The following is a 24,494-nucleotide window of genomic DNA, read 5'->3' on the forward strand; positions in this document are numbered from 1 at the left end:
CGCTTACCCCTGAGGCGACCGGTGGCGTGAAAAGGCTGTGGGCTCGGGCACAATGGGTTCGCTGGAGGCCGTCGACGTCCTTCTTCACCACGGCCCCAGGACGAGGGCTGCTCTACGACGAAGGCGATGCATGGAAATCTGGCCCGGCAAGTCATACCCGCTCGGCGCAACGTTCGACGGCACCGGCGTGAACTTCGCGCTGTTCTCGGAGGTGGCCACCAAGGTCGAGCTGTGCCTCATCGACGACGAGGGGGCGGAGACCCGCGTCCCGCTGCCGGAGGTGGACGGCTTCGTGTGGCACGCCTACCTGCCCGGCGTCCAGCCCGGGCAGCGCTACGGCTACCGCGTCCACGGTCCCTACGACCCGGCCAACGGTCACCGCTGCAACCCCCAAAAGCTGCTGCTCGACCCCTATGCCAAGGCGATCGACGGTCAGCCGGACGGCGACCAGTCGCTGTTCTCCTACGACTTCGGGTCGCCGAGCGAGGACCCGGCCAAGGCCAACGTCGAGGACAGCCTCGGCCACACGATGATGGGTGTGGTCATCAACCCCTTCTTCGACTGGGGCCAGGACCGCCTCCCACGGCACGAGTACCACAACACCGTCATCTACGAAGCCCACGTCAAGGGCCTCACCGAGACCCATCCCGACATCCCGGAGGAGATCCGCGGCACCTATGCGGGGATCGCCCACCCGGTGATCATCGAGCACCTCAAGAACCTCGGCATCACGGCCATCGAGCTGATGCCGGTGCACCAGTTCGTCAACGACTTCACGCTGCGCGACAAGGGCCTGTCGAACTACTGGGGCTACAACACGATCGGGTTCCTCGCCCCCCACAACGGCTATGCGGCCTACGGCACGCGCGGCGAGCAGGTGGCGGAGTTCAAGGGCATGGTCAAGGCGCTCCACGAGGCGGGCATCGAGGTCATCCTCGACGTGGTCTACAACCACACCGCCGAGGGCAACCAGCTCGGGCCCACCATCTGCTTCCGCGGGATCGACAACGCGGCCTACTACCGGCTGGTCGACGAGGACAAGGCCCACTACTACGACACGACCGGCACCGGCAACAGCCTGCTGATGCGGCACCCCCACGTACTGCAGCTCATCATGGACTCGCTGCGCTACTGGGTGACCGAGATGCACGTCGACGGCTTCCGGTTCGACCTCGCGGCGACGCTGGCCCGCCAGTTCCACGAGGTCGACAAGCTCTCGGCGTTCTTCGACTTGGTCCAGCAGGACCCGGTGGTCAGCCAGGTCAAGCTCATCGCGGAGCCCTGGGACGTCGGCGACGGCGGCTACCAGGTCGGCAACTTCCCGCCCCTGTGGACCGAGTGGAACGGCAAGTACCGCGACACCGTCCGCGACTTCTGGCGTGGCGAGAGCGCGACCCTCGGCGAGTTCGCCTCGCGCCTCACCGGCTCCAGCGACCTCTACGAACACAGCGGTCGCAAGCCCATCGCGTCGATCAACTTCGTCACCGCCCACGACGGCTTCACGCTACGGGACCTGGTGTCCTACAACGAGAAGCACAACGACGCCAACGGCGAGGACGGCAACGACGGCGAGAGCCACAACCGCTCCTGGAACTGCGGCGTCGAAGGTCCCACCAAGGACAAGAAGGTCAACGCGCTCCGGCTGCGGCAGCAGCGCAACATGCTGGCGACCCTCCTGCTCTCGCAGGGCGTGCCGATGCTGCTGCACGGTGACGAGCTCGGTCGCACCCAGGGCGGCAACAACAACGGCTACTGCCAGGACAACGAGATCTCGTGGATCGACTGGGACCTCGACCAGGACCAGCTCGACCTCATTGCCTTCACGCAGCGGCTCGTCGAGCTGCGCCGCGACCACCCGGTCTTCCGTCGCCGTCGCTTCTTCGCCGGGTCGGCCGACCACGGCGGCGAGAGCGCCGTGGGCGACATCGCGTGGTTCGAGCCGGGCGGCAACCACATGGACGAGGACTCCTGGGCCAACGGTTACGCGCGCTCGATGATGGTGTTCCTCAACGGCCAGACCATCCCGGAGCCCGACACGCGTGGGCAGCAGACCCTCGATGACCACTTCCTCGTCATCTTCAACGGCCACCACGAGGTGCTGCCGTTCGTCCTCCCGGGCAAGGAGTACGGCGAGCGCTGGGTCACCGAGCTCGACACCTCCGCCCAGGAGGTCGAGGCCAAGGAGTACAAGCCCGACGCCAAGGTCAAGGCCAACGGCCGCAGTGTCATCGTGCTGCGCTGCCCTCGTCCGCTTCCGTCCGGATCGCCCGCGGGAGCGGCCGCCGCCCGCCGATGAACGAAAGGCAGACACGTATGCCGAGTGGTGCAGCGCCGCACCGACCGGGACCCGGGCGGGTCGTGCCGTCCTCGACCTACCGGCTGCAGGTCCAGCCTGAGTTCACCTTCGGCGATGCTGCCGACCAGGCCGACTACCTTGCGGCACTGGGGGTATCACACGCCTACCTGTCGCCGATCCTGGCGCCGGCGCCAGGATCGGCGCACGGCTATGACGTGGTGAGTCACGAGTTCCTCAACGAGGAGGCCGGTGGGTCGGAGGGCTTCGACCTGCTGACGGGCGCCCTCCGGCAGGCGGGGCTGGGGACCGTCGTCGACGTGGTGCCCAACCACATGACGACCCCGACCCCGGCCTCGCTCAACCATCCGTGGTGGTTCCTGCTCCGCGACGGCCGCGAGTCGGACCACGCCCACTGGTTCGACGTGGACTGGGAGGCCGAAGACGGTCGGGTGCTCGTTCCGGTCCTCGGACAGCCACTGGAGTCGGTCCTCGCCGCGGGCGAGCTCGCCCTCGAGTCCGGGGGAGGCCCCCACGGCAACGAGACCGTGCTGCGCTACTTCGACCACGAGTTCCCCGTGCGAACCGGGACCGAGGGGCTCGACCTGCCGGAGCTCGTGGCTGCCCAGCGCTATCGACTCTGCGACTGGCACGAGGGTGGGAGCCGGCTCAACTACCGTCGCTTCTTCGACGTGACGACCCTGGCTGCCGTTCGGGTCGAGGTCGAGGACGTGTTCGACCACACCCACCGACTGTTGCTCGAAGAGTTCCGGGCCGGCACCATCGACGGCTTCAGGATCGACCACCCCGACGGGCTGGCAGATCCCGGCGGCTACCTCGCCCGGCTCGCGGACGCGACCGGGGACGCCTGGGTCGTCGCCGAAAAGATCCTCGAGGGACACGAGCAGCTGCCCGACGACTGGCGCTGCGCGGGCACGACCGGTTACGACACGATGCTGCGCGTCCAGCAGGTCTTCGTCGACCCTGCGGGCGAGCAGCCACTGACCGACCTGCTCACCGAGCTCGTGGGGGAGCAGCAGGACCTCGAGGCGGTGGTCCACACCGCGAAGCGACAGGTCGTCGCCCAGGTGCAGCAGGCAGAGGTCAACCGGCTGATGCGACTCGTCGGCCGGGTCCTCGTCGGTGAGGACCAGGCTGCCCTGCGACGTGGACTCGAGGCCCTGCTCGTGTCGATGGATCGCTATCGGGCCTACCTCGCCCCCGGGGCCGAGCCGGATCCCGAACAGCTCGCAGTGCTGGCTCACGCCGAGGCCCGGGCAGCCGAGCTGGTCTCGGAGGAGGACCGCGACGCGTTGGCGATGGTGGCCCAGCTCGCGTCCGGAGGGCACCTGCCCGGTGCGCAGGTCGACACCCGCGGTGCCCAGCGCGAGTTCGTCGTGCGGTTCCAGCAGACCTGCGGACCGGTGATGGCCAAGGGCATCGAGGACACCGCGTTCTACCGCTTCGCCCGCCTCACGGGGCTCAACGAGGTGGGCGGGGACCCCGGCCGCCTCGGCCTCGCCCCGGGCGAGCTGCATGCCTTCGCCGCCCGGCAGCTCGCCACCTGGCCGACGACGATGACGACGTTGTCGACCCACGACACCAAGCGTTCCGAAGACGTGCGAGCCAGGCTGTCCGTCATCTCCGAGGTGCCGCAGGAGTGGGCCCAGTGGGTGAGCGCGGCCCGTGACCTGGCCGCTCCCCACCGAGGATCCCGGCTCGACGCGCCCACCGAGTACCTGCTCTGGCAGACCGCCGTGGGCGCGTGGCCGATCAGCACCGACCGGCTGCAGGCCTACGCCACCAAGGCGGTGCGCGAGGCCAAGCAGCACACGACCTGGACCGAGCCCGACGCCGGCTACGAGGCAGACGTGGCGGCGTTCGTCGAGGCACTGACGACGGAGCCGGCTCTCACCGACCACCTCGCGGAGTGGGTGGAGCTGACCGCGGACGCTGCCCGCGCGACCACGCTGGGACAGAAGCTGCTCCAGCTCGTCGTCCCGGGCGTCCCGGACGTCTACCAGGGCACCGAGCTCGTCGACCTCTCGCTCGTCGACCCCGACAACCGTCGTCCCGTCGACTACGCCTCGCGTCGCGCCCGGCTCGCCCGGCTCGACGCCCGCGAGGCCCCGGGCGACGTCGACGACGAGAAGCTGCTCGTCACCTCGCGGGCGCTGCGGCTGCGGCGTGACCACCCCGAGTGGTTCACGGGCGGTCAGGCCACGTATGCCGCCGTCCCCACGTCGAACGAGCACGCCCTGGCAGTGGGTCGTGGCGATGCGGACGGGGTGCAGGTGGTGGCCGTGGCGACCCGACTCAGTGCGCGGCTGCGGTCCGACGGCGGGTGGGGCCAGGCGACGATCACGCTGCCCGAGGGCAGCTGGGTCGACCTGCTCGACGCCGACGGCCCCGGACGACCGGTGCACGGCGAGATGGAGCTCGCGGGCGTGCTGCGTGCCCTTCCGGTTGCCTTGTTCGTACGGCATGACAGCCTTGACCCGCGATGAAGACGGCTGACATTGAGATGAACACGGCGGAGACAGTCACGACGCTCCTGCCAGGGCCCGAGCTCACGGTCTGGGCTCCCCACGCCCACACGGTAGTGGTGGAGTGGGCTCTCGACGACGCCGCGGCCGAGCGCTCGGCCATGGAGGCCAAGGGGGACGGCTGGTGGCGCTGGCAGGCGCCCGCGAAGGTGCCGTCCACCGTGGGGCCGGGGACGGCGTCATACCCCGTCCTCGACTATGGCTTCCGGCTCGACGGCGGTCCGGTGACCCCGGACCCGCGGTCCGCATGGCAGCCGCATGGCGTGCACGCGGAGAGCCGCTACTTCGATGCCACGGCGCACACCTGGCGGGACGCCACCTGGGCTGGACCGCAACAGGGCGAGGGTGTGCTCGGCGGGGTCGTCTACGAGCTGCACGTGGGGACCTTCACCCCCGAGGGCACCCTCGATGCGGCGCAGCACCGGCTGCAGCACCTGGTGGACCTCGGTGTCGACGTGGTCGAGCTGATGCCGGTGGCGTCGTGGCCGGGGCGCTGGAACTGGGGCTACGACGGCGTCGGGCCGTGGGCCGTCGACGCGGCGTACGGCGGCCCGGCGGCTCTCCAGCGGTTCGTCGATGCCTGCCACCGCCTGGGGCTGGGCGTCTGCCTCGACGTGGTCTACAACCACCTGGGGCCGGTGGGGAACTACCTGTCCCGGTTCGGGCCGTACTTCTCCGGCACCCATCCGACACCGTGGGGCGACGGACTCAACCTCGACGGCGAGGACAGCCTGCACGTTCGGCGCTGGATCGTCGACAACGCGCTGCGCTGGTTCGGCGACTTCCACGTGGACGCACTGCGGCTCGATGCCGTGCACGAGCTGCACGATGACTCCGGTCGACACGTCCTCGCGCAGCTCGCCGACGAGGTGGCGGCGCTGAGTGCGCGACTGGGACGCCCGCTCGACCTGATCGCCGAGAGCGACCTCAACGACCCCCGCACCGTCACGCCCACGGGCGAAGGCGGGCACGGCATGGACGCGCAGTGGGACGACGACGTGCACCACGCCCTGCACGTCACCCTGACCGGCGAGACGCAGGGCTACTACGCCGACTTCGCCGGGCACTGTCCGGCGTTGCCCGACGGGGGGCCGCTCGCGGTCCTCGCCAAGACCTTGAGCAGGGCCTTCCTGCACGACGGCAGCTGGTCGAGCTTCCGCGAGGCTGACTGGGGCGCCCCCGTCGACCGCGCACGACTGGACGGGCGGCGGTTCCTGGCCTACCTGCAGACCCACGACCAGGTGGGCAACCGGGCGCTGGGCGACCGCATCTCCGCCCTCGTCACCCCCGGCCGACAGGCGATCGGCGCGGCCCTCTACCTCACCGGACCCTTCACCCCGATGGTCTTCATGGGAGAGGAGTGGGCAGCGCGGACGCCGTTCCAGTTCTTCACCGACTTCGACGACCCCGCGATGAAGGTCGCCGTGACCCAGGGCCGGCGACGCGAGTTCGAGGCCCACGGGTGGGCGGCCGACGACGTCCCGGACCCGCAGGACGAGCAGACCTTCCGCCGCTCGCACCTGAGCTGGGCCGAGCTCAGGGGAGAGGACAACGCGCGGATGCTTGCGTGGTATCGCGACCTGATCTCGTTGCGACGCATGGAGTTCGACCTCAACAACGGGCGGCTCGACGAGGTCGAGGTCGACTTCGACGAGAGCGACGGGTGGCTGGTCGTGCGGCGTGGCGCGTTCCGCATCGTCGTGAACCTCGGGGAGTCGCGCTGGACGGTGCCCCTCGACGCCGAGCCGGAGAGCGTTGTGCTCGCCTGGGAGCCTGCGCAGACCCGGTTGCGCGGCGGTGGCGTGCACCTGCCGCCCTTCACCGCGGCGGTCGTCCGGATGGGTCAGCCGACCCTGGGCTAGCCGACGGGGAGGTCGTGGGCCACCCAACCTCTCAGGACGAGGACTCCTTGACCCGGACCATGCCTTCTTGCGCCACGGTGGCCACGAGGGTGCCGTCGGCCGCGAACATCCGCCCGATGCCCAGACCGCGTCCGCCGGAGGCGGAGGGCGACTCCTGGCTGTAGAGGATCCACTCGTCGGCGTGCACCGGACGGTGGAACCACATGGCGTGGTCGAGGCTGGCCGGTCGCAGGCGCCGGTCGGTCCACGTCAGTCCGTGTCGACGGATGACCGGCTCCAGCAGGGTGTAGTCGGAGGCGTAGGCGAGAACAGCGGCGTGCACCAGTGGGTCGTCTGGCAGCCTGCCCAGGGCCTTCATCCAGACACTCTGGTGGGCCACCTGCTCCGGACCGGGAGCGACGAAGAGGTTGTTCTCGACGTGGCGGTGCTCGATGGGGCGCTTGGTGAGGTGACGGGCGCCCGGGTGGTCGATCCCGCCGAACTCGTCGGCCAGGGATCGCAGCTGGTCGGGGCCCGGGACCTCGGGCATCGGGTCCTGGTGGTCCAGTCCGCCGGACTCCTCCTGGAAGGAGGTGATCATCGACAGGATGGGCAGGCCGTCCTGGATCGCGTGCACCCGCCGCGTGGAGAACGAGTTGCCGTCGCGCATCCGCTCGACGGCGAACCGGATCGGCTTGGTGTCGTCGCCCGGGCGCATGAAGTAGCCGTGCAACGAGTGGATCCGCCGCGCCCCGTCGCCGTCGTCGATGTCCTGCATCGTCCGACCGGCGGCCATGACGCACTGCGCGAGCACCTGTCCGCCGAACACCCGGCCGTGCGGCATCTTCTGGCTGCGCCCGAGGAAGACCGTGGCACCTGACTCGCCGAAGTCGGCCCGGTCCCCGACCCCTTCGACGGTGATCCGGGCGGTACCCAGCTCCTCGAGGTCGAGGGTGTCGAGCAGGTCAGCCAGCGGGTCGAAGTCGGGGGAGCTCTCGTCGGTCACGCACCGACCCTAGCGGGGCCGCCCACCCGCTCACGCAGCAGACCGAAGGCCCCTGCTCACGCCGGCGGCGGTGACCGCTCACGCGACGAGCGGTGACCGCTCAGGCAACCAGCGGTGACCGCTCACGCGACGAGCGGTGACCGCTCAGGCAACCAGCGGTGACCGGCCGTGACGCGAGGGACGGGCTGACTGGGCGTCCGCCCAGGCCAGTGCGAGGCGTTCGACGGCCTCGTCGACGACCTCGGGCGAGTGCCCGGTGAAAGGCAGTCGGACGAAGCGTTCCATGCCGCCCTCGACGGCGAACTGAGCGCCCGGTGCCAGGACGACGCCGCGCTGGTCGGCCGCAGCACACAGGGGAGTGGACAGTGCATCCGGCAGTTCCACCCACAGGCACAGCCCTCCCTCCGGCATGCGGAAACGCCACTGCGGCAAGCGATTTCGCAGTGCGCCCACGAGCGCGTCCCGACTGGACACAATGGCAGCGCGCCGCTCGGTGATGATCTGCTCACGGTGGGCCAACAGGTCTGTCAGCACCAGCTGTTCGAGAACCGGGGCCCCCAGGTCGAGGGTCAACCTCGCGCTCACCAGGGTCGCCATCAGCTCACGCGGCGCGCGGATCCAGCCGACGCGCAGGCCACCCCAGAAGGACTTGCTCGCGCCGCCCAGCGTGACCGTGCGTGGGTGGTGTGCCGCGAGCGGCCGTGGCATGACCAGGCTGGGGTCGTGGGCCAGGTCGACGAGCGTCTCGTCGACGATGCCGACCGTGTGCGTGCTGGCCAGCGCGCCGGCCAGGTCGGCTCGCTGCGCATCAGGCATGAGGGCGCCGGTGGGGTTGTGGAAGTCGGGGATCAGGTAGGCCGCCCGGGGAGCGGTCTGCCGCAACGCGGCATCGGCCGCATCCACGTCCCAGCCGTCACGATCGAGCGGCAGGGCAACGGGACGTGCGCCCGAGCGACGCAGCGTGTCGATGGCGTTGGGGTAGGTCGGGCTCTCCAACAGCACCCGGTCGCCGGGCGAGAGCAGGGCCCGGGCGGCAACTGCCAGACCGGCCAGCGCTCCGCTGGTCACCATGATCTGGTCGGGGGTGGTTGCCAGCCCCCGCTCCGTGAAGCGGTCGGCCAGGGCTTCACGCAGGCTGGTCAGGCCCAGCGGGTGGTATCCCGTGCCGGCGAGGTAGCGAGGCAGTTCGAGCATGGCGCGCTCGTAGGCCGCCACCGTCCCGCCCGGGGCGCTCATGGAGGCGCAGGTCAGGTCGACGACATCACCGACGAGCTGGTCCGAGATGGGGTGCAGTGCGGTGCCCTGGCGCCGGCCAGACGTCTCCCCCGGTAGGGCCGCGACGCTCCCGGAGCCCTGGCGGGAGGCCAGGTAGCCGCGGTCGCGCAGCTCGGCATACGCACGGCTGACGGTGGTGCGGCTCACGCCGAGGGCGCTGGTGAGGTCGCGCTCGCTGGGTAGCCGGGTCCCGACCGGGACTCGACCATCGGCGACGAGCAGCCGGACGGCGTCGGCGAGGCCGCGGTAGGCCGGGGTCGTCTCCAGGGCTGCGCCGAGCATGGGGACCAGCCGGGACGCTGAGATGCTTCGTGCCACCATGCAGACCACTTTTGCACAATTGGATATGGAAGAACAGACCAATCAAGTCCAACCTTGGGTGCATGACCCGAACCAGCCTGGCCTCGATGACACCGGTGGAGCAGCTGCGCGCCGGGCGGACCACCCGGCGACTACTCCAGCTCGCCGTCGGCCTGACGCTCTACGGGGTCTCGATGGGCATGATGGTCCGGTCAGGTCTGGGGCTCGACCCGTGGGACGTCTTCCACTACGGGATCGCCCAGCACCTGCCGGTCAGCTTCGGAACCGTGACGATCATCGTGGGCGTGGCCGTGTTGCTGTTGTGGATCCCGCTTCGCCAGTGGCCGGGCCTCGGCACGGTGGCCAACGTCATCGTGATCGGCCTGGCGACCGACGCCACGCTCGCTCTGCTCGATGCGCCTCGCGCCATGCCTGTCCGGGTGGCGCTGCTGCTCGGGGGGATCGTGTCCAACGGCCTGGCGGGCGCGCTGTACATCGGCAGCCAGTTCGGTCCCGGTCCGCGGGACGGCCTGATGACGGGCTTGGTGCGACGCACCGGACGCAGTTTCAGGTTGGTGCGCACCAGCATCGAGGTCACCGTGCTCGTCGTGGGCTGGCTCATGGGCGGTGTCGTCGGCCTCGGCACGATCCTGTATGCCGTGTTGATCGGACCCGTGGTGCAGGTGTTCCTGCCGATCTTCACCGTGCCGTTGGACTCGCCGCGCACCGGCCGGCTGCCGGGTGGCAGCGCCGGCTCAGGCGTCGAGGGCCAGAACGAAGGGCAGCACGCCAGCGGCGCCGGCGCGACGCAGAGCGGCAGCGGCGACGGTGAGGGTCCAGCGCGAGTTGGCGACGTCGTCGACGAGCAGGACGGGGCCGTCGAGCCCGCGCAGCGCTGACGCCTGCTCGGGGCCGACCTCCAGACGGCCCCAGACACCGGCGAGCCGGAACGCGCTGTTGCCACCCGCTTCGCCGACCGGACCACCGTCCACCGGGTCGAGGGCGCCGAGCCACTGCATGCGGCCCAGCTCGGCGATGCCCCTGGCCAGCGACTCCACGAGCTGTGGCCTGGTGCGTGAGGGCACCATGGCGACGGCCACGGGACGCTGTGTCCACCCCCAGTCGCGCAGGATCGGCACGCACGCACGCAAGAGCTCGGGCGGCACCTCGGCATCGGGGGCCCTCAGCAGGCTGCGCAGCTGCTGTCCCCAGCCGAGGTCGGTCAGCCGCGCCACCGCGCGCCCGGTCTCCATGGCCTCGTCGGCCTTGATCTTGCCGCGGACGGGCACGCCGAGACGGTCCATTCCTGACGGCCACTGCGCGCGGGACTCCAGCTCCACGCCTGCACGCTCCAGCCGCCCACGGGCGGTCGTGACCGCAGTCTGCGGGATGTCGGTCGGGAACCAGACCCCGGCACACGAGTCGCAGCGGCCGCAGCTCGCAGCGGAGTCGTCGTCCAGCGACTCCTGGAGGAAGGCCATCCGGCACTCCGCTGTCTGCTCGTAGGTCACCATCAGGTCCTGCTCCCGGACGCGAGCGGCGGTGACTCGCTGATAGCGCTCGGCGTCGTAGCTCCACGGCTGACCGGTCGAGGTCCACCCGCCGGGCACCCGCTGGACCGCGCCGTCGACGTCGAGCACCTTGAGCAGCAGCTCGAGCCGGGTGCGACGGATGTCGACGATCGACTCGAGGGCCACGGTCGACAGCGCCTTGCTCGACTCGGCCAAGGCAGTCAGCACCGCGTCGGCCTGCTCCTGGCGGGGCATCGAGGCCGAGGCGAAGTAGGCCCAGATGTCCTTGTCCTCCGGGCCCGGCAGCAGCAGCACGTCGGCACGCTCGGTCGCGCGGCCGGCACGACCGACCTGCTGGTAGTAGGCCACCGGTGACGACGGCGCACCGAGGTGGAGCACGAACCCGAGGTCCGGCTTGTCGAAGCCCATGCCCAGTGCGGACGTCGCGACGAGCGCCTTGACCTGGTTGTCGCGCAGCATCGCCTCGAGCCGCTCGCGGTCGGCCGGGTCGGTGCGCCCGGTGTAGGCGCGAACCTCGTGGCCGGCCTCGCGCAGCGCCACGGCGATGTCCTCGGCGGCCGAGACGGTCAGGGTGTAGACGATCCCGCTGCCGGGCAGAGAGTCGAGGTGGGCCAGGAGCCAGGCGAGGCGCTGCTCGGGAGAGGTCAGCGCCATGACGCCGAGCCGCAGCGAGTCGCGGGCGAGCCCGCCCCGCAGCGTCAGCACGTCGTGGCCGCCTGCCCCGAGCTGCTCGACGACGTCGGTGACGACGCGGGCGTTGGCGGTGGCCGTCGTGGCGAGCACGGGGGTGTCGGCCGGGAGGGTGGTGAGCAGGTCGCGGATGCGGCGGTAGTCGGGACGGAAGTCGTGGCCCCAGTCGGAGACGCAGTGTGCCTCGTCGACGACGAGCAGGCCACAGCGGCGGGCGAGGTCGGGCAGCTGCTCGTCGCGGAACCGCGGGTTGTTGAGTCGCTCGGGGCTGACCAGGAGGACGTCCACCTCGTCGGCCGCGAGGGCCGCGGAGACCTGCCCCCACTCCTCGGCGTTGGCAGAGTTCATGGTGACCGCACGGATCCCCGCCCGGCCGGCCGCCGCGACCTGGTCACGCATCAGCGCGAGCAGGGGCGAGACGATCACGGTCGGGCCGGCACCGGCGGCCCGACGCAGAGCCGTGGAGACGAAGTAGACCGCCGACTTGCCCCAGCCCGTCCGCTGCACGACGAGCACGCGCCTCCGACCGCCCACCAGCGCCTCGACCGCGTCGAGCTGGCCGTCGCGGAACTGCGCGTCGTCGCGCCCCACCAGCCGGCGCAGGACGCTCGTGGCGGAGTCACGCAGGTCGGCGCCCGGGTCCTCGCCGAGCTCAGCGCGCCGGTCGAGGTCTGCAGTGGTCTCCATGGCGACCACCGTATGCCGCGGACCTGACACCCCTGCGAGGATGTCCACATGGCCCCCGACCACGACACCCACCAGGGCACGCAGCAGGTCACCGACGACGCGCCGGCGCAGACCATCGCCCGGGCATCGCGCTACCGGGTCAACGTGCCGTTGCGCTGGAGCGACATGGACGCCTACGGCCACGTCAACAACGTGCAGTTCCTCCGGTTGCTCGAGGACGCCCGGGTGATCGGCTTCGAGGACTGGTTCGGGCAGGACCGCTCGGTGCTCGACGAGGGCATCCTCGTGGCCCGTCACGAGATCGAGTACCTCGCACCGCTCCTCTTCCGCGTGCCCCCGATCGTCGTCGAGATGTGGGCCACCAAGATCGGCGGTGCCGGTTTCGACCTGGCCTACGAGGTGCGCGACGGCCGCGCCGCGACCGAGGGTGGGGACGGCGACATCATCTATGCGCGCGCCGAGACCACCCTCGTCCTCTATGACTTCACGACGAGCACGCCGCGGAGGATGGACCAGACCCTGCGCGCCATGCTCGAGGAGCACTCGGGCAGCCCCGTCCCGTTCCGCTGGCGACGACGCTGATGGAGCTGACCTTCCCGGACCTCCAGGGGATCGACGACCTGCGCACCTATGTCGCGCGCGCCAAGACGGCCGACGAAGACGGTGCGATCAGACTGCAGGCCCAGGGCCAGACCCTCGCTGCCTACGTCGGCGTGCTGCCGGGCAGCGGCCTGATGGCCGAGGGTGTGGTGATCGGTCTGAGGGCCATGCCGCTGGCCGCGCCCGCCGACGTCGACGTCACCGTCGCCCTCAGTGCGATCAGTGACCGGCTGGCACGGGGATCCGGCACGACGCTGCCCCTCCCGCCCTTGACGGTCAACGTCGCCTGGGCGGCGATGGCGCCACCGCGTGGCGGCTGGGAGCGCGTGGGTGCCCTCACCGCCGACGAGGTGTATGCCGTGGCACGCCACGGCATAGAGGAGGTCGCCTCCGGTGCGCCCGCCGACGCGGGTGGAGCAGCGGTGACAGCCCTCCGCAAGCAGGTGTGGGGCCGGCTCACGAGCACGACGCCGCCGGTGCCCGCAGGTGGTGCGTTCGYGGCATACGTGCTGGGCTTCGTCGCGCCGAGCCAGGGTCCGGTGCCAGCTCATGCCGCGGCGCCGGACTCAGAGGTGACGGTGTGGGCGCAGGGCCGCTGGACGCGGCTGTCCACGCCCGCAGGTCACGTCCTGATCCGCTGACCGGCCACCGCCACGAGGCTCGCGACGACGCTGAGCCCCAGCCACATCGTCACGAACACCGGTACGTCCTTGCCGGCGGCCGTGTGGCGGGCCGCGAACACCGCGCCGGCCGCAGCGATGCCGAGCACAGAGCCGAGGACGTCGGCGAGCTGGAGCGACGAGGAGGTCGAGCCGTGTTCGGACGCCGGTGTCAGCGTGAGGGAGAGCACGGACAGGCTCGCGGTGCCCAGGCCCATCCCGAGTCCGCACGCGACCAGGGCCAGGGCGACCAACCACGGGTGCCAGTCGAACTGGGTGACGGCCACGACTCCGAGCAGTCCCACGGTCAGCAGCAGCCCTCCGGCGACCACGAGCTCGTGGCGGCGCCCGGCCCAGCGGTCGCGGCCCTGGACCCACGACCCTGCGGACCAGCCGAGTGAGCCGACGGCGAGGATCGTGCCGGCAGTGGCGAGGGTCTGCCCGCGTTCGTTGACGAGCATCAGCGGGATGTAGGTGATGGTGCCGAAGAACGAGCAGGTGAGGAGGAACCGGGCCAGCATCACCGACGGCAGTCCTCGACGCATCAGCCAGGTCCCCCCGGGGAGCAGCAGCGGCGCGATGCCGGCGATGCCGAGGACGCCGACCAGAGCGACCACGGTCTTGGGCGACCAGCTGAGGTCGAGGTCGTGAGTGCCCCATTGCAGCGCCCCTGCGGAGGCCGCTATCAGCACCCCGAGCCAGGCTGCCCGCGCATGCTCTCGCCGGTCGCGGCTGGAGCCGTCGATCCCCTCGCTGGCGCTGGCGATCTGCCCTCGGCGGGCGAAGACCATGACGAGGGCCACGACGACCGGGAGCACCACGAGCCAGAACACCCAGCGCCACGACCACGTGGTGGTGACCCACGCAGAGATCGGCGGACCGAGCAGCGAGGGGAGGACCCACGCGGCCGAGATGACGCTGAACACCTTGGGGCGCAACGACTCCGGATAGGCGCGCCCGATGACGACGTAGCCCGCGACGATGATGAGGCCGGCGCCGAGGCCTGCCACACCGCGTCCGGCGAGGAACGGTCCGAAGGCCTGTGAGCCGCCGCAGAGGGCGCACCCGGCGGCGAAGAGCACCTGTCCGGCAAAGAGGGACGGCAGCGGCCCGGAGCGGTCGCACCACACCCCGGCGAGGACGATGCCCAGCAGCTGGGTCGTCAGCATCACCGAGAACGCGAGTCCGTAGGACCGGACGGCGTCCAGCTCGCGGGCCGCGTCCGGCATGGCGGTCGAGACCGCCATGCCCTCGAACGCGATGACGGTGATCAGGGCAAGGAGCGAGATGGACAGCAGCAGGTAGCGCGGGTGGAACACCCCCACTCGGGCCTCGCCCTGGTCCGACCCCGGGCCAACGCCCCTGGTGTCACCCCCACTTGCGAGCTCTCCGTGCGACGGGTGCGGAGTCGGGCTGGTCACCGGCTCAACGGTACGCCGCGCTCGGCGAGCACCTCGGCAAGGGTGTCGATGCGGTCGGACACGATCCCGTCGACACCGAGGTCGAACAACCGGTGCATCTCCGTCGCGTCGTCGATGGTCCAGACGTGCACGTGCTTGCCCATCGCGTGGACACGTTCGACCAGAGCGGGGGTCACCAGGTCGAGTCGGCGACCACCGACCACGTGCCCCGTGGGGATCTGAAGGACGGCGGCGGGGGAGCGCAGCCAGCCCGCGATCCGCTGCGGGGCCAGGCGGAGGGCGGCGACCTCGGCCGGCCCCGTCGCCGTCGCGAGCCCGGGCCCGAGCAGTCGACGCACGGCTCGCAGCCGACGGTCGGAGAAGGAGCCCACACACACCCGGTCGATCGCGCCGTGGGCGTGGATCACCTCGGCGAGGGGCTCAATGGCGCCCGGGGCCTTGACGTCGATGTTGAGGCGGGCGGAGGGGAACTCCTCCAGCAGGTCGGTCAGCAGCGGGATCGTCTCGGTCCCGTTGATCCGTGCGGACTGCACTGCTGCGTAAGGAAGTTCGGCGATCCGGCCGTGCCGATCCGTGACCCGGTCGAGCCGCAGGTCGTGGAATGCCAGCAGCACGCCGTCGGCCGTCGCGTGGACGTCGGTCTCGAGGTAGCGGTAGCCCATTCGCACGGCCTCGCGGAAGGCCGCCATGGTGTTCTCGAGGTGCAGGTTCGCCGGGAGCTTGGCGCCACCGCGGTGGGCCAGTCCGATGGGCGTCGGTGCGTCGAAGAAGGCAAAGTCCGCTGCTCTCACCGGTCCATTCTTCCCGGACGTGGTGATCGTCGTGGTGCCGGATGCCACCCTCGCCCCCCGTCGGGGTGAATGTGGCCCGCGGAATTGCCCACCGCGTTCACCCACATGCCTCTGACCTGCAGGAATACACTTGCTGTCAGCCAGTGCTGACGGGGCACGGCGGAGGGGGGATTTGACCATGCACGACCAGCTCGACCTCCTACGGACGCTCTCCGCCTTCACTGCAGACCTCGTCAGCGAGTACGACATGGAGGACATGCTCCAGAACCTCGCCGAGCGGGTCACCGAGGTCCTGGGGCTGGCTGGCAGCGGCGTCTCCCTCGACGTCGACGGGCGGTTGTCCTTCGTGTCGGCCGTGACCGGTCCCGTAGCGAAGCTCGAGCGCCTGCAGGAGTCGCTCCAGCGGGGGCCCTGCGTCGACTCCTGCTACTCGGGGGTCGTGGTCGCGATGGGTGACGTCAGGGACGCGGAGGACCGCTGGGGCGACTATGCCCAGGTCGCCCTCGGCCTGGGGGTCCAGGCCGTGGCAGGGATCCCGATGACGTTGAAGGGCAAGGGAATCGGTGCCCTGAATCTCTACGCGGCCGATGTACGTGACTGGTCCGTCGAGGATCTCGCCGCGGCCCAGGCGATGGCTGACATGGCCACGGCCTACCTCGCCAACGCGTCGCGGCTGCAGCAGCAGGTGGACCTGTCGGAACAGCTCTCCCGCGCCTTGACCTCGCGGGTCGTGCTGGAGCAGGCCAAGGGCGTGCTCGCCGAGGCGGCGCATGTCAGCGTGGACGAGGCGTTCCAGCGGATCCGCGTCTGGGCGCGCAACCACAACACCCCGCTGCACACCGTGGCGGCGCAGGTGGTCGAGGACGGCCTGAGGCCCTGACCCGAGCGAGCCCCGGCGGTTCTGGTCCGCGGGGCTGATTAGTTGTTGGAGCTGCCGGGCGTCATGACCAGGCCCGGCAGGTCGCCGCGCCGCCAGGCGGTCCGCCGGGACCTCAGCTCCGCGACCAGCGCGCGCTCCCGCGCGATCCAGGGCTGTCGCGCCGGGTTCACCACGAGTCGCCCGTTTCGGGGCACGAACGGCTCCAGGTTGCGCAGCACGTCCTCCGCCTCCGTCAGCTGGGCGACGAGCGCCCGCACCGTCTCGGACGGCAGGTGGCGGGCCGGCGGTATCGGGGCGGGCGAGCGCTGGGGCTCGGTCCGTGCGGTGTGGGACTCAGCCCGGGAGTCGGTCGGGGACTCGGACTCGGAGTCGGCCTGGGACTCGGCCTGGGTGTGGTTCTCGAGCTGCTGCGTCACGGCTACCTCCGCATGGCGTGCCTACAGGGCACTGCCGTGCGGTCCAGAGCAGTCATGGTCTCGTCGTCCCCCGCCCCGGGCGACGACCCCCCGATCATAGGCTGACCTGCGCGGCTGCGCACCCTTTGGGGACAAAAAACCGCAATTGGGACAGCACTGCACCATCACCATCACCACCAGCACCAGCACCAGCACCAGAACCGGGACGCGGAGGAGGGGTATGCCGCGTGGTGACCACGCGGCATACCCTCCTGGAGCGTGCTGCTAGAGCGCCGCCCAGACCGTGGTGTCCGTGGGCACCAGGCCGTCGTCGGTGAGGGGACCCGAGGCCACGAGGACCGACGCGCCGTCGGGGAGGGCTACTGGTTCGGTGCCGAGGTTGGCCACCACGAGGGTGTCCTCACCCTGACCGGTGTTGACGAGGGCGACCACGTCGTCGTCGAAACCCTCGGCGAAGACCAGTCCGCCGGTGCCGAGGTCGCGCTCCCGGCGGGTCCGCAGCAGTGACCTGTAGAGCTCGAGGGTCGAGCCCTCGACGCCGTCCTGCTGGTCCACGGCGTACTCGCCGTAGATCTCCGGCTGCGGCAGCCACGTCTGGTCGGAGGGCCCGAAGCCGAAGGACGGAGCGTCCTTCACCCAGGGGATCGGCACGCGGCATCCGTCGCGACCCAGCTCCTTGCCGGCGGAGCGCAGGTAGGTCGGGTCCTGCCGGGACGCACCGGGCATGTCGGTCGAGTCGGGCAGGCCGAGCTCCTCGGCCTGGTAGAGGTAGGCGCCGCCGGGCAGCGCCAGCATCAGCTGCGTGGCCGCACGGGCGCGCTTCAGGCCGAGCGCCCGGTCGGGCTGCGGATCCTCGGCGCCGATGCCGTTCGGACGCCGCTGGCCGACGGGCAGGCCGAGCCGCGAGGCGTGCCGCACCACGTCGTGGTTGGACAGCACCCAGGTGCTGGGCGCACCGACGGAATCGGCTGCTGCGAGGGAGGACTCGATGACTTCACGCAGGTCCGCGGCGCGCCACTGGGACTGCAGGAAGTCGAAGTTGAACGCCTGGTGCATCTCGTCCGGGCGGACGTAGCGCACCGCGCGCTCCTGCGGTCGGACCCAGGCCTCGGCGACGAGGATGCGGTCGGGCTCGCCGTACTCGGCCAGCACCTTGTGCCATCGACGGTAGACGTCGTGGACCGCGTCCTGGTCCCACATGGGCGGCATCGGGGCGCCGGGCTTCACCTCGCCGTCGAGGATGTGCAGCTCGGCGTCGTAGTTGGGCAGGCCCTTCTCCTTGATGAGGCCGTGCGCCACGTCGACCCGGAAGCCGTCGATGCCACGGTCGAGCCAGAAGCGCAGGATCGACTCGAACTCGTCGCCGATCTCGGGGTTGTCCCAGTTGAGGTCGGGCTGCTTGACGTCGAACAGGTGGAGGTACCACTGGCCGGGCTGGCCGTCGGCCTCGGTGATGCGGGTCCAGCCGTCGCCACCGAAGACGGAGTGCCAGTCGTTCGGGGGAGTGCTGCCGTCGGCGCCCAGTCCGTCGCGGAAGATGTAGCGGTCGCGCTCGGGGCTGCCCGGACCCGCGGCGAGGGCGGCCTTGAACCACTCGTGCTCGTCGGACGTGTGGTTGGGCACGAGGTCGACGATCACCTTGAGGCCGAGCTCGTGGGCCTTCGCGACCATGGCGTCGGAGTCCGCGAGGGTGCCGAACAAGCCGTCGATGTCGCGATAGTCGGCCACGTCGTAGCCGGCGTCGGCCTGGGGTGACTTGTAGAAGGGGCTGAACCAGACCGCATCGACGCCGAGCGCCTTGAGGTAGTCGAGCCGGGCGGTCACGCCGGGCAGGTCGCCGATGCCGTCGCCGTCGGCGTCGGCCCAGGACCGCGGGTAGATCTGGTAGATCACGGCATGGCGCCACCAGGCCGCGTCGGCCGAGGCAGCGGGGTGGATGGGTGCGGGTCGGGTGGATTCAGAGGAGAGGGTCGTCGTCACGGTCAACCATGCTGACGCATAGAACGCGTTCGGGGAAACCAGCCCTCCACCGTCTTGCACTGCGAAACCGACGTTGTCGACGACTGCGCGAAGACGACCGGCGCCATGCCGCCGCCGAAGGCCAGGGCGCTGACCGCCATCGAGAACGTGACCTCGACTCGTCCGGTTTGCCGTGGCCTCGGGGCGGGGCGACTTGTTGCGCGGCTCTGGTCACGGGCGGTCTGAATCGGCGCCTCATGACGACGTGCGAGCAACAGGTCGCGGGGAGTGATCAGCCGGTATGCCGCGTGGCTGGGCCACGCGGCATACCGAACCGTGGCTGGTCCGTCAGTCCTCGAGGGTGTTGACCATCGACTGCGCGGCGCGTTCGAGGTAGTCGCGCAGCAGCAGGTCGTTGGCCGGCGGCAGGTCGAGGGTGTCGACGGCTGCCATCATGTGGAGCAGCCAGCGGTCACGCTGCGCGGGGGTCACCTCGAAGGGGTGGTGGCGCATGCGCAGCCGCGGGTGGCCACGCTGCTCGGAGTAGGTGCCCGGTCCGCCCCAGTACTGCTCGAGGAACATGCGGAGCCGCTCCTCCGCGGGGCCGAGGTCGACCTCGGGATAGAGCGCCCGCAGCGGTTCGTCCTGCGCCACGCCGCGGTAGAACTCGTGGACCAGCTTGCGAAAGGTCTCGTGACCGCCGACCTGGTCGTAGAAGCTGCCGGACTGGTCGCCTCCGGGCGTCTGGGGGAGCTGGGTGCTCACGGTGTGCCGCCTGCCGGACCGAACGGCGTCATGACCGGCGCCGTGACGCCGTTCGCGTCGAAGGCCTCCTTGACCCGCTCACGGATCTCACGCGAGACGCCGTACTGCTCCTCGGGTGCGGTCTTGGCGATCACGCGGATCGTGACGACCGACCCGGTGATGGACTCGACACCCACCACCTGTGGTTCGTCGAGGAGCTTGTCCTGCCAGTCGGGGTTCTGGTCGAGGTCGTGCACCACGGTGCGGATGAGGGGGATCACCTTGTCGAGGTTCTCGGAGTACGCCACGGGGATGTCCACGAGCGCTGTCGACCAGCCCTGGCTCTTGTTCCCGATGCGGATGATCTCGCCGTTGCGGATGTACCAGACCACGCCCGAACCGTCGCGCAGCCGGGTGACCCGCAGGCTGACCTCCTCGACCGTGCCGGTGGCCTCGCCGGTGTCGATGACGTCTCCGACGCCGTACTGGTCCTCGAGGATCATGAAGATCCCTGACAGGAAGTCCTTCACCAGGCTCTGGGCGCCGAAACCGAGCGCCACCCCGCCGACGCCGGCCGTGGCGAGCACTGGTCCGAGCTGGATGCCGACCGTGGTCATGATCGTGAGGATCGTGATCAGGACGACGACGAAGGTGACCATGCTTCGCAGCAGCGAACCCATCGTCAGGGTGCGCTGACGGTGCCGCTCGTGGGCCGCCCCGGTGGCGTGGGCCAGGACGCGGCTGGCGCGAGTGGTGTCGCGGCTGCGCCGCGCGTCGGACTTCGCGATGGTCGCGGCGACCACCCGACCGATGGACCGCAGCGCCAGCCATCGCAGGATGACGGCCGCGAGCACGGTGATGACGATGTTCAACGGCTTGCCGGTGAACCAGTCCCAGACTTCGTGGGGGGTGACCTCGCTGAGTGCCTTGAGGAATGCGACTGCCTCAGGCATCGGCATCCCGCTGCTGGGCGCGAAGGGCGCGGGCGATCGGGTCGCGGTTCTCGACCACCAGGCGACGCAGGGCCGCGGGGGCATCCTGGTGACCGGTCAGCCACGCCTCCGTCGCCTCGTGGAGGCGCGCATCGGCGAGCGCCATCGGGTAGAAACCGCGGACGAGGATCTCGACGATCGCGTGCGACGTCTTGGTCTCGACGGTGTCGAGCATCGCGACGTACTTCTCGACGTAGGGCTCCAGCAGACGGGTGTCGTGGACGTTGCCGAAGCCGGCGGCCACGGCCTCGAGCACCGAGTTGGGCAGGCCGTCCTCCTCGACGCCGCGATGCCAGGCAGTTGCCTTGGCCTCGGCGGTGGGAAGGGCGGCGCGCGCCTGCTCGGCGCGCTCGCGACCGGTGGCGGTGTTGTCGCGCTGCAGCTCGGCGTCGATGTCGTCGGTCGTGGCCTCACCGCAGGCGGCGAGCGAGGTGAGCAGCGCCCACCGCATGTCGGTGTCGACCGCGAGCCCGTCCAGGACCTGCGTGCCGTCGACCAGACCGCGCAGGTATGCCGCGTCGTCACCACCGCCCTGGTGCGCGGCATACGCGCCCACCAGCTGGAGCTGGGCGTCGCTGCCGGGCGCGGCCGACAGGGCCAGCTCGCGCAGGGCCGCCGCCGCCGCGGCGAGCGTCGGCTTCCTGTGCTCGGGCGCGACGTAGAGGCGCAGGGTAGTCGACAGCTGGCCGAGCAGGGTCCGCAGCAGTGTCGAGTCCGACTCGCCGGGCAGGGAGGCCAGCACGAGGGAGACGAAGTCGCGGGCGCCCATCTCTGCGTCGCGGGTCATGTCCCATGCGGCACCGAGCACCAGGGCGCGGGGCAGGCTGTCGGTGAACCCACGGGGGTGCGCCAGGGCAGTCGCGAGGGAGCGAGGGTCGAGGCGGATCTTGGCGTAGGCCAGGTCGTCGTCGTTGACGAGCAGCAGGTCGGGCGCGGGACGACCGATCAGCTCGGGCAGGCCGGTCGACTCTCCGTCCACATCGAGCTCCAGTCGGTCGGTGCGCACGAGCGCGTCACCTTCGACAGAGTAGAGGCCGACCGCGAGACGGTGCGGGCGCAGCGTCGGGTAGTCCGGCGCGTGGGTCTGGGCGATCGCGGCAGAAGAGATCAGGCCCTGGTCGTCGGTCTCGATCTCGGGGCGAAGCGTGTTGACGCCGGCGGTCTCGAGCCACAGCTTGGACCACGTGCCGAGGTCGCGACCCGAGGTCTGCTCGAGCTCGTGCAGCAGGTCGGCGAGGGTGGTGTTGCCCCAGGCGTGCTTGGCGAAGTACGCGCGCAGACCGGCGGTGAACGGCTCACGCCCGACGTAGGCGACGAGCTGCTTGAGGACCGAGGCGCCCTTGGCGTAGGTGATGCCGTCGAAGTTGACCTCGACGTCCTCGAGGTCGTGGATCGGGGCCACGATCGGGTGGGTGGAGGACAGCTGGTCCTGGCGGTAGGCCCAGGCCTTCTCGGAGGTGCCGAACGTCGTCCAGGCGCTTGCCCACTGGGTGACCTCGGCCTGGCAGGTGGTCGACGCCCACTCGGCGAAGGACTCGTTGAGCCACAGGTCGTTCCACCACTTCATCGTGACGAGGTTGCCGAACCACATGTGGGCGAGCTCGTGGAGGATCGTCAGCGCCCGGCGCTCGACGATCGCCTCGGTGACCTTGGAGCGGAAGACGTAGACCTCGCTGATGGTCACGGCCCCGGCGTTCTCCATCGCACCCATGTTGTACTCGGGCGTGAAGAGCTGGTCGTATTTCTCGAACGGGTACTCGCAGTCGAACTCGTCCTCGAAGAAGGCGAAGCCCCGCTTGGTGCAGTCGAAGATGTTGTCGGCGTCCAGGTGCTCCAGCAGCGACTGGCGGCAGAAGATACCGAGCGGCACGGTGCCGCGCCGCGTCTCGACCTCGTCGCGAACCACGGCGTACGGCCCGGCGATCAGGGCGGTGATGTAGCAGGACATCCGAGGCGTCGTGCCGAACGCCCAGGTGGCCGCACCCTCGCCGGCCGGGGTCGGTTCGGGAGTGGGGGAGTTGGACACCACCTGCCAGTGGTCCGGCGCCGTGACGGTGAACCCGAAGGTCGCCTTCAGGTCGGGCTGCTCGAAGACGGCAAACATCCGCCGGCAGTCGGCCACCTCGAACTGGGAGTAGAGGTAGACCTCGCCGTCGACCGGGTCGGTGAAGCGGTGCAGCCCCTCGCCGGTGTTCATGTATGCCGCGGTGGCGTCGACTGTGAGCGTGTTGCGCTCCGCCGTGGTCGGCAGCTGGACGCGAAGCCCGTCGAAGTGCGTAGCGGGGTCGAGCGCCTCACCGTTGAGGGTGATCGCCTCGACCGACGGTGCGATGAGGTCGACGAAGGTCGCTGCCCCGGGCTCGGAGCTCGTGAACGTCACGGTGGTCGTGCTGCGGAACGTGGTGTCCGAGGTCGTGAGGTCGAGGACGACGTCGTAGTGGTCGACGGCGATGACGGCGGCGCGGGCGGTGGCCTCGTCGCGGGTCAGGTTCTTGCCAGGCAACGGTGCTCCTGCGGAGGTTCGGGGTGTGTTCGAAGTGCTCGGCGGCCATCCTCGCACGGCCGGGACGGCGCGGGACCACCGCTTGCGCGGCCGTCGGGGGCCAATGGCAGGATTGCGGGCGTGACCGTAGCCGAGACTGCCGAGAACGCCGAGACCGCCGAGAACGCCGACACCCTGACGTCTGCCGAGTTCTGGTTCGACCCGTTGTGCCCGTGGGCGTGGATGACCTCTCGCTGGGGCATGGAGGTCGAGCGGGTCCGCCCGGTCGACATCACCTGGTCGGTGATGAGCCTGTCCGTGCTCAACGAGGACCGAGACCTGCCCGACGGCTACCGCGAGATGATGGACCGCGGCTGGGGCCCGGTGCGCGTGATCATCGCCGCGGCCCGCGAGCACGGTGACAAGGTCATCAAGCCGCTGTACGACGCCATGGGCACCCGGATCCACCTGGAGGGCGAGCGCGACTACGCGAAGGTGATCGTCCCGGCACTCGAAGAGGTGGGCCTGCCGCCCGAGCTCGCTGACTTCGCCGACAGCGACCTCGTCGACGACGAGCTGCGCGCCAGCCACCAGCGCGCCATCGACCTGGTGGGCGACGAGGTCGGCACCCCGGTGATCGCGGTCGACGGCCAGGCCTTCTTCGGCCCTGTCGTGAGCCCGGCGCCCAAGGGTGAGGACGCCGGACGCCTCTGGGACGGTTGCGTCCTGGTCGCCTCGACTCCCGGGTTCTTCGAGCTCAAGCGGTCCCGCAACGTCGGCCCCATCTTCGACTGAGGAGCACACCATGCGCGTACACATCGGCGGCGACCACGCGGCATACGACCTGCTCGGCGAGCTGGTCACCTTCCTCGAGGCCGAGGGTCACGAGGTGACCAACCACGGGCCCCACGTCCTGGACGCCGAGGACGACTACCCCGTCTTCGTGCTCCGGGCTGCGGAGGCCGTCGCGGCCGACCCCGAGTCGCTCGGTGTCGTGCTCGGAGGCTCCGGAAACGGTGAGCAGATGGCCGCCAACAAGGTGAAGGGCATCCGTGCGGCCCTGTGCTACAACGCCGAGCTTGCCACCCTCGCCCGTGAGCACAACAACGCCCAGGTCATCTCGATCGGCGGTCGGATGAACACGGTCGAGGAGGCCAAGGCGATGGTCGCTGCCTTCCTCGCCACCCCGTTCTCCGGCGCTCCACGGCACCAACGGCGGATCGACATGGTCAGCGCCTACGAGCACGACGGCACGCTGCCCCCGCAGCCCTGATCTGCGTGGATGATGCGCGCGGTGGGGTGAGCTCCGACTACTGTTGACGGACGGGCTGGAACAGGGGCCGGCCCGCCCGCAGACGTCAAGGGTGCCCCCGCACCTGC

At 70.4% G+C, this 24,494-nt stretch carries 18 protein-coding genes and 1 pseudogene; 9 read left to right on the top strand and 10 right to left on the bottom strand.

Annotation, left to right across the window (positions count from 1 at the left end):
- The first annotated feature begins 130 nt into the window (after positions 1-130).
- From glgX to treZ, 3 genes are read left to right on the top strand one after another with little or no spacing between them, the layout of a single operon-like run.
- Positions 131-2,296 (top strand): glycogen debranching protein GlgX, encoded by a 2,166-nt coding sequence (glgX, locus tag AC1DXJ_RS16910; RefSeq protein WP_477624640.1) that lies wholly within the window; start codon positions 131-133, stop codon positions 2,294-2,296.
- Between the two features lie 17 nt (positions 2,297-2,313).
- Entirely contained in the window at positions 2,314-4,800 is a 2,487-nt protein-coding gene (gene treY / locus AC1DXJ_RS16915; RefSeq protein ID WP_477637517.1) for a malto-oligosyltrehalose synthase, read from the top strand.
- Complete coding sequence (gene treZ / locus AC1DXJ_RS16920) at positions 4,797-6,701, top strand: malto-oligosyltrehalose trehalohydrolase (RefSeq protein ID WP_477637518.1); 1,905 nt, start codon at positions 4,797-4,799, stop codon at positions 6,699-6,701. Before treY ends, treZ begins: the two co-directional genes overlap by 4 nt.
- Before the next feature lie 31 nt (positions 6,702-6,732).
- Here treZ and AC1DXJ_RS16925 read toward each other — a convergent pair whose 3' ends face one another.
- Positions 6,733-7,686 (bottom strand): acyl-CoA thioesterase, encoded by a 954-nt coding sequence (locus AC1DXJ_RS16925; protein ID WP_477637519.1) that lies wholly within the window; start codon positions 7,684-7,686, stop codon positions 6,733-6,735.
- 144 nt (positions 7,687-7,830) lie between these two features.
- A complete protein-coding gene (gene yczR, locus AC1DXJ_RS16930) occupies positions 7,831-9,282 on the bottom strand; it encodes a MocR-like transcription factor YczR (RefSeq protein ID WP_477637520.1) in 1,452 nt (483 codons plus the stop codon).
- Positions 9,283-9,464: 182 nt separating this feature from the next.
- On the opposite strand from yczR, the pseudogene yczE reads away from it, so the two are divergent.
- A pseudogene (gene yczE / locus AC1DXJ_RS16935) lies at positions 9,465-9,896 on the top strand (membrane protein YczE); the annotation flags it as partial.
- A 120-nt stretch (positions 9,897-10,016) separates the two neighbouring features.
- Here yczE and AC1DXJ_RS16940 read toward each other — a convergent pair.
- On the bottom strand, positions 10,017-12,170 hold the full coding sequence (locus AC1DXJ_RS16940; protein ID WP_477637521.1) for a RecQ family ATP-dependent DNA helicase: 2,154 nt from the start codon (positions 12,168-12,170) through the stop codon (positions 10,017-10,019).
- A 48-nt stretch (positions 12,171-12,218) separates the two neighbouring features.
- Between AC1DXJ_RS16940 and AC1DXJ_RS16945 the strand changes: the two genes are divergently transcribed.
- Together AC1DXJ_RS16945 and AC1DXJ_RS16950 are read left to right on the top strand one after the other, a co-directional pair.
- Positions 12,219-12,752 (top strand): acyl-CoA thioesterase, encoded by a 534-nt coding sequence (locus AC1DXJ_RS16945; protein ID WP_477637522.1) that lies wholly within the window; start codon positions 12,219-12,221, stop codon positions 12,750-12,752.
- Entirely contained in the window at positions 12,752-13,411 is a 660-nt protein-coding gene (locus AC1DXJ_RS16950; protein ID WP_477637523.1) for a DUF8185 domain-containing protein, read from the top strand. Before AC1DXJ_RS16945 ends, AC1DXJ_RS16950 begins: the two co-directional genes overlap by 1 nt.
- Here AC1DXJ_RS16950 and AC1DXJ_RS16955 read toward each other — a convergent pair.
- On the bottom strand, positions 13,393-14,850 hold the full coding sequence (locus AC1DXJ_RS16955) for an MFS transporter (RefSeq protein WP_477637524.1): 1,458 nt from the start codon (positions 14,848-14,850) through the stop codon (positions 13,393-13,395). The two genes, AC1DXJ_RS16950 and AC1DXJ_RS16955, sit on opposite strands and share 19 nt — an antisense overlap.
- Complete coding sequence (locus tag AC1DXJ_RS16960) at positions 14,847-15,641, bottom strand: glycerophosphodiester phosphodiesterase family protein (RefSeq protein ID WP_477612431.1); 795 nt, start codon at positions 15,639-15,641, stop codon at positions 14,847-14,849. The genes AC1DXJ_RS16955 and AC1DXJ_RS16960 overlap by 4 nt, the downstream gene beginning before the upstream one ends.
- A 178-nt stretch (positions 15,642-15,819) precedes the next feature.
- Between AC1DXJ_RS16960 and AC1DXJ_RS16965 the strand changes: the two genes are divergently transcribed.
- The gene (locus tag AC1DXJ_RS16965; protein WP_477631929.1) at positions 15,820-16,521 is read left to right on the top strand and encodes a GAF and ANTAR domain-containing protein; all 702 of its coding nucleotides are present in this window, start codon (positions 15,820-15,822) and stop codon (positions 16,519-16,521) included.
- A 38-nt stretch (positions 16,522-16,559) separates the two neighbouring features.
- Here the strand turns inward: AC1DXJ_RS16965 and AC1DXJ_RS16970 are convergent, their stop codons facing one another.
- The 5 genes from AC1DXJ_RS16970 to pepN form a co-directional block, all read right to left on the bottom strand.
- Complete coding sequence (locus AC1DXJ_RS16970; protein WP_477631930.1) at positions 16,560-16,937, bottom strand: hypothetical protein; 378 nt, start codon at positions 16,935-16,937, stop codon at positions 16,560-16,562.
- Between the two features lie 264 nt (positions 16,938-17,201).
- Positions 17,202-18,917: a glycoside hydrolase family 13 protein gene (locus tag AC1DXJ_RS16975; protein ID WP_477631931.1), complete on the bottom strand. Its 1,716-nt coding sequence runs from the start codon at positions 18,915-18,917 to the stop codon at positions 17,202-17,204.
- A 327-nt stretch (positions 18,918-19,244) separates the two neighbouring features.
- Entirely contained in the window at positions 19,245-19,661 is a 417-nt protein-coding gene (locus AC1DXJ_RS16980) for a globin (protein ID WP_477631932.1), read from the bottom strand.
- Complete coding sequence (locus AC1DXJ_RS16985) at positions 19,658-20,593, bottom strand: mechanosensitive ion channel family protein (protein WP_477631933.1); 936 nt, start codon at positions 20,591-20,593, stop codon at positions 19,658-19,660. The genes AC1DXJ_RS16980 and AC1DXJ_RS16985 overlap by 4 nt, the downstream gene beginning before the upstream one ends.
- Complete coding sequence (gene pepN, locus AC1DXJ_RS16990) at positions 20,586-23,135, bottom strand: aminopeptidase N (RefSeq protein ID WP_477637525.1); 2,550 nt, start codon at positions 23,133-23,135, stop codon at positions 20,586-20,588. The genes AC1DXJ_RS16985 and pepN overlap by 8 nt, the downstream gene beginning before the upstream one ends.
- 222 nt (positions 23,136-23,357) lie before the next feature.
- Between pepN and AC1DXJ_RS16995 the strand changes: the two genes are divergently transcribed.
- Both AC1DXJ_RS16995 and AC1DXJ_RS17000 read left to right on the top strand, forming a co-directional pair.
- Positions 23,358-23,909, top strand: coding sequence for a mycothiol-dependent nitroreductase Rv2466c family protein (locus AC1DXJ_RS16995; protein WP_477613402.1), 552 nt, complete (start codon positions 23,358-23,360; stop codon positions 23,907-23,909).
- Positions 23,910-23,919: 10 nt separating this feature from the next.
- A complete protein-coding gene (locus tag AC1DXJ_RS17000; RefSeq protein ID WP_477631935.1) occupies positions 23,920-24,387 on the top strand; it encodes a ribose-5-phosphate isomerase in 468 nt (155 codons plus the stop codon).
- The last annotated feature ends 107 nt before the right edge of the window (positions 24,388-24,494 follow it).

Source organism: Pedococcus sp. P2_D9 (assembly GCF_056404275.1).

Bases quoted from the DNA above. Each gene is read 5' to 3' on its own strand.
- AC1DXJ_RS16985 (WP_477631933.1), bottom strand. From the start codon at position 20,593: ATGCCTGAGGCAGTCGCATTCCTCAAGGCACTCAGCGAGGTCACCCCC.
- AC1DXJ_RS17000 (WP_477631935.1), top strand. From the start codon at position 23,920: ATGCGCGTACACATCGGCGGCGACCACGCGGCATACGACCTGCTCGGC.
- AC1DXJ_RS16995 (WP_477613402.1), top strand. From the start codon at position 23,358: ATGACCTCTCGCTGGGGCATGGAGGTCGAGCGGGTCCGCCCGGTCGAC.
- yczR (WP_477637520.1), bottom strand. From the start codon at position 9,282: ATGGTGGCACGAAGCATCTCAGCGTCCCGGCTGGTCCCCATGCTCGGC.
- AC1DXJ_RS16945 (WP_477637522.1), top strand. From the start codon at position 12,219: ATGGCCCCCGACCACGACACCCACCAGGGCACGCAGCAGGTCACCGAC.
- AC1DXJ_RS16940 (WP_477637521.1), bottom strand. From the start codon at position 12,170: ATGGAGACCACTGCAGACCTCGACCGGCGCGCTGAGCTCGGCGAGGAC.
- treY (WP_477637517.1), top strand. From the start codon at position 2,314: ATGCCGAGTGGTGCAGCGCCGCACCGACCGGGACCCGGGCGGGTCGTG.
- AC1DXJ_RS16965 (WP_477631929.1), top strand. From the start codon at position 15,820: ATGCACGACCAGCTCGACCTCCTACGGACGCTCTCCGCCTTCACTGCA.
- treZ (WP_477637518.1), top strand. From the start codon at position 4,797: ATGAAGACGGCTGACATTGAGATGAACACGGCGGAGACAGTCACGACG.
- glgX (WP_477624640.1), top strand. From the start codon at position 131: ATGGAAATCTGGCCCGGCAAGTCATACCCGCTCGGCGCAACGTTCGAC.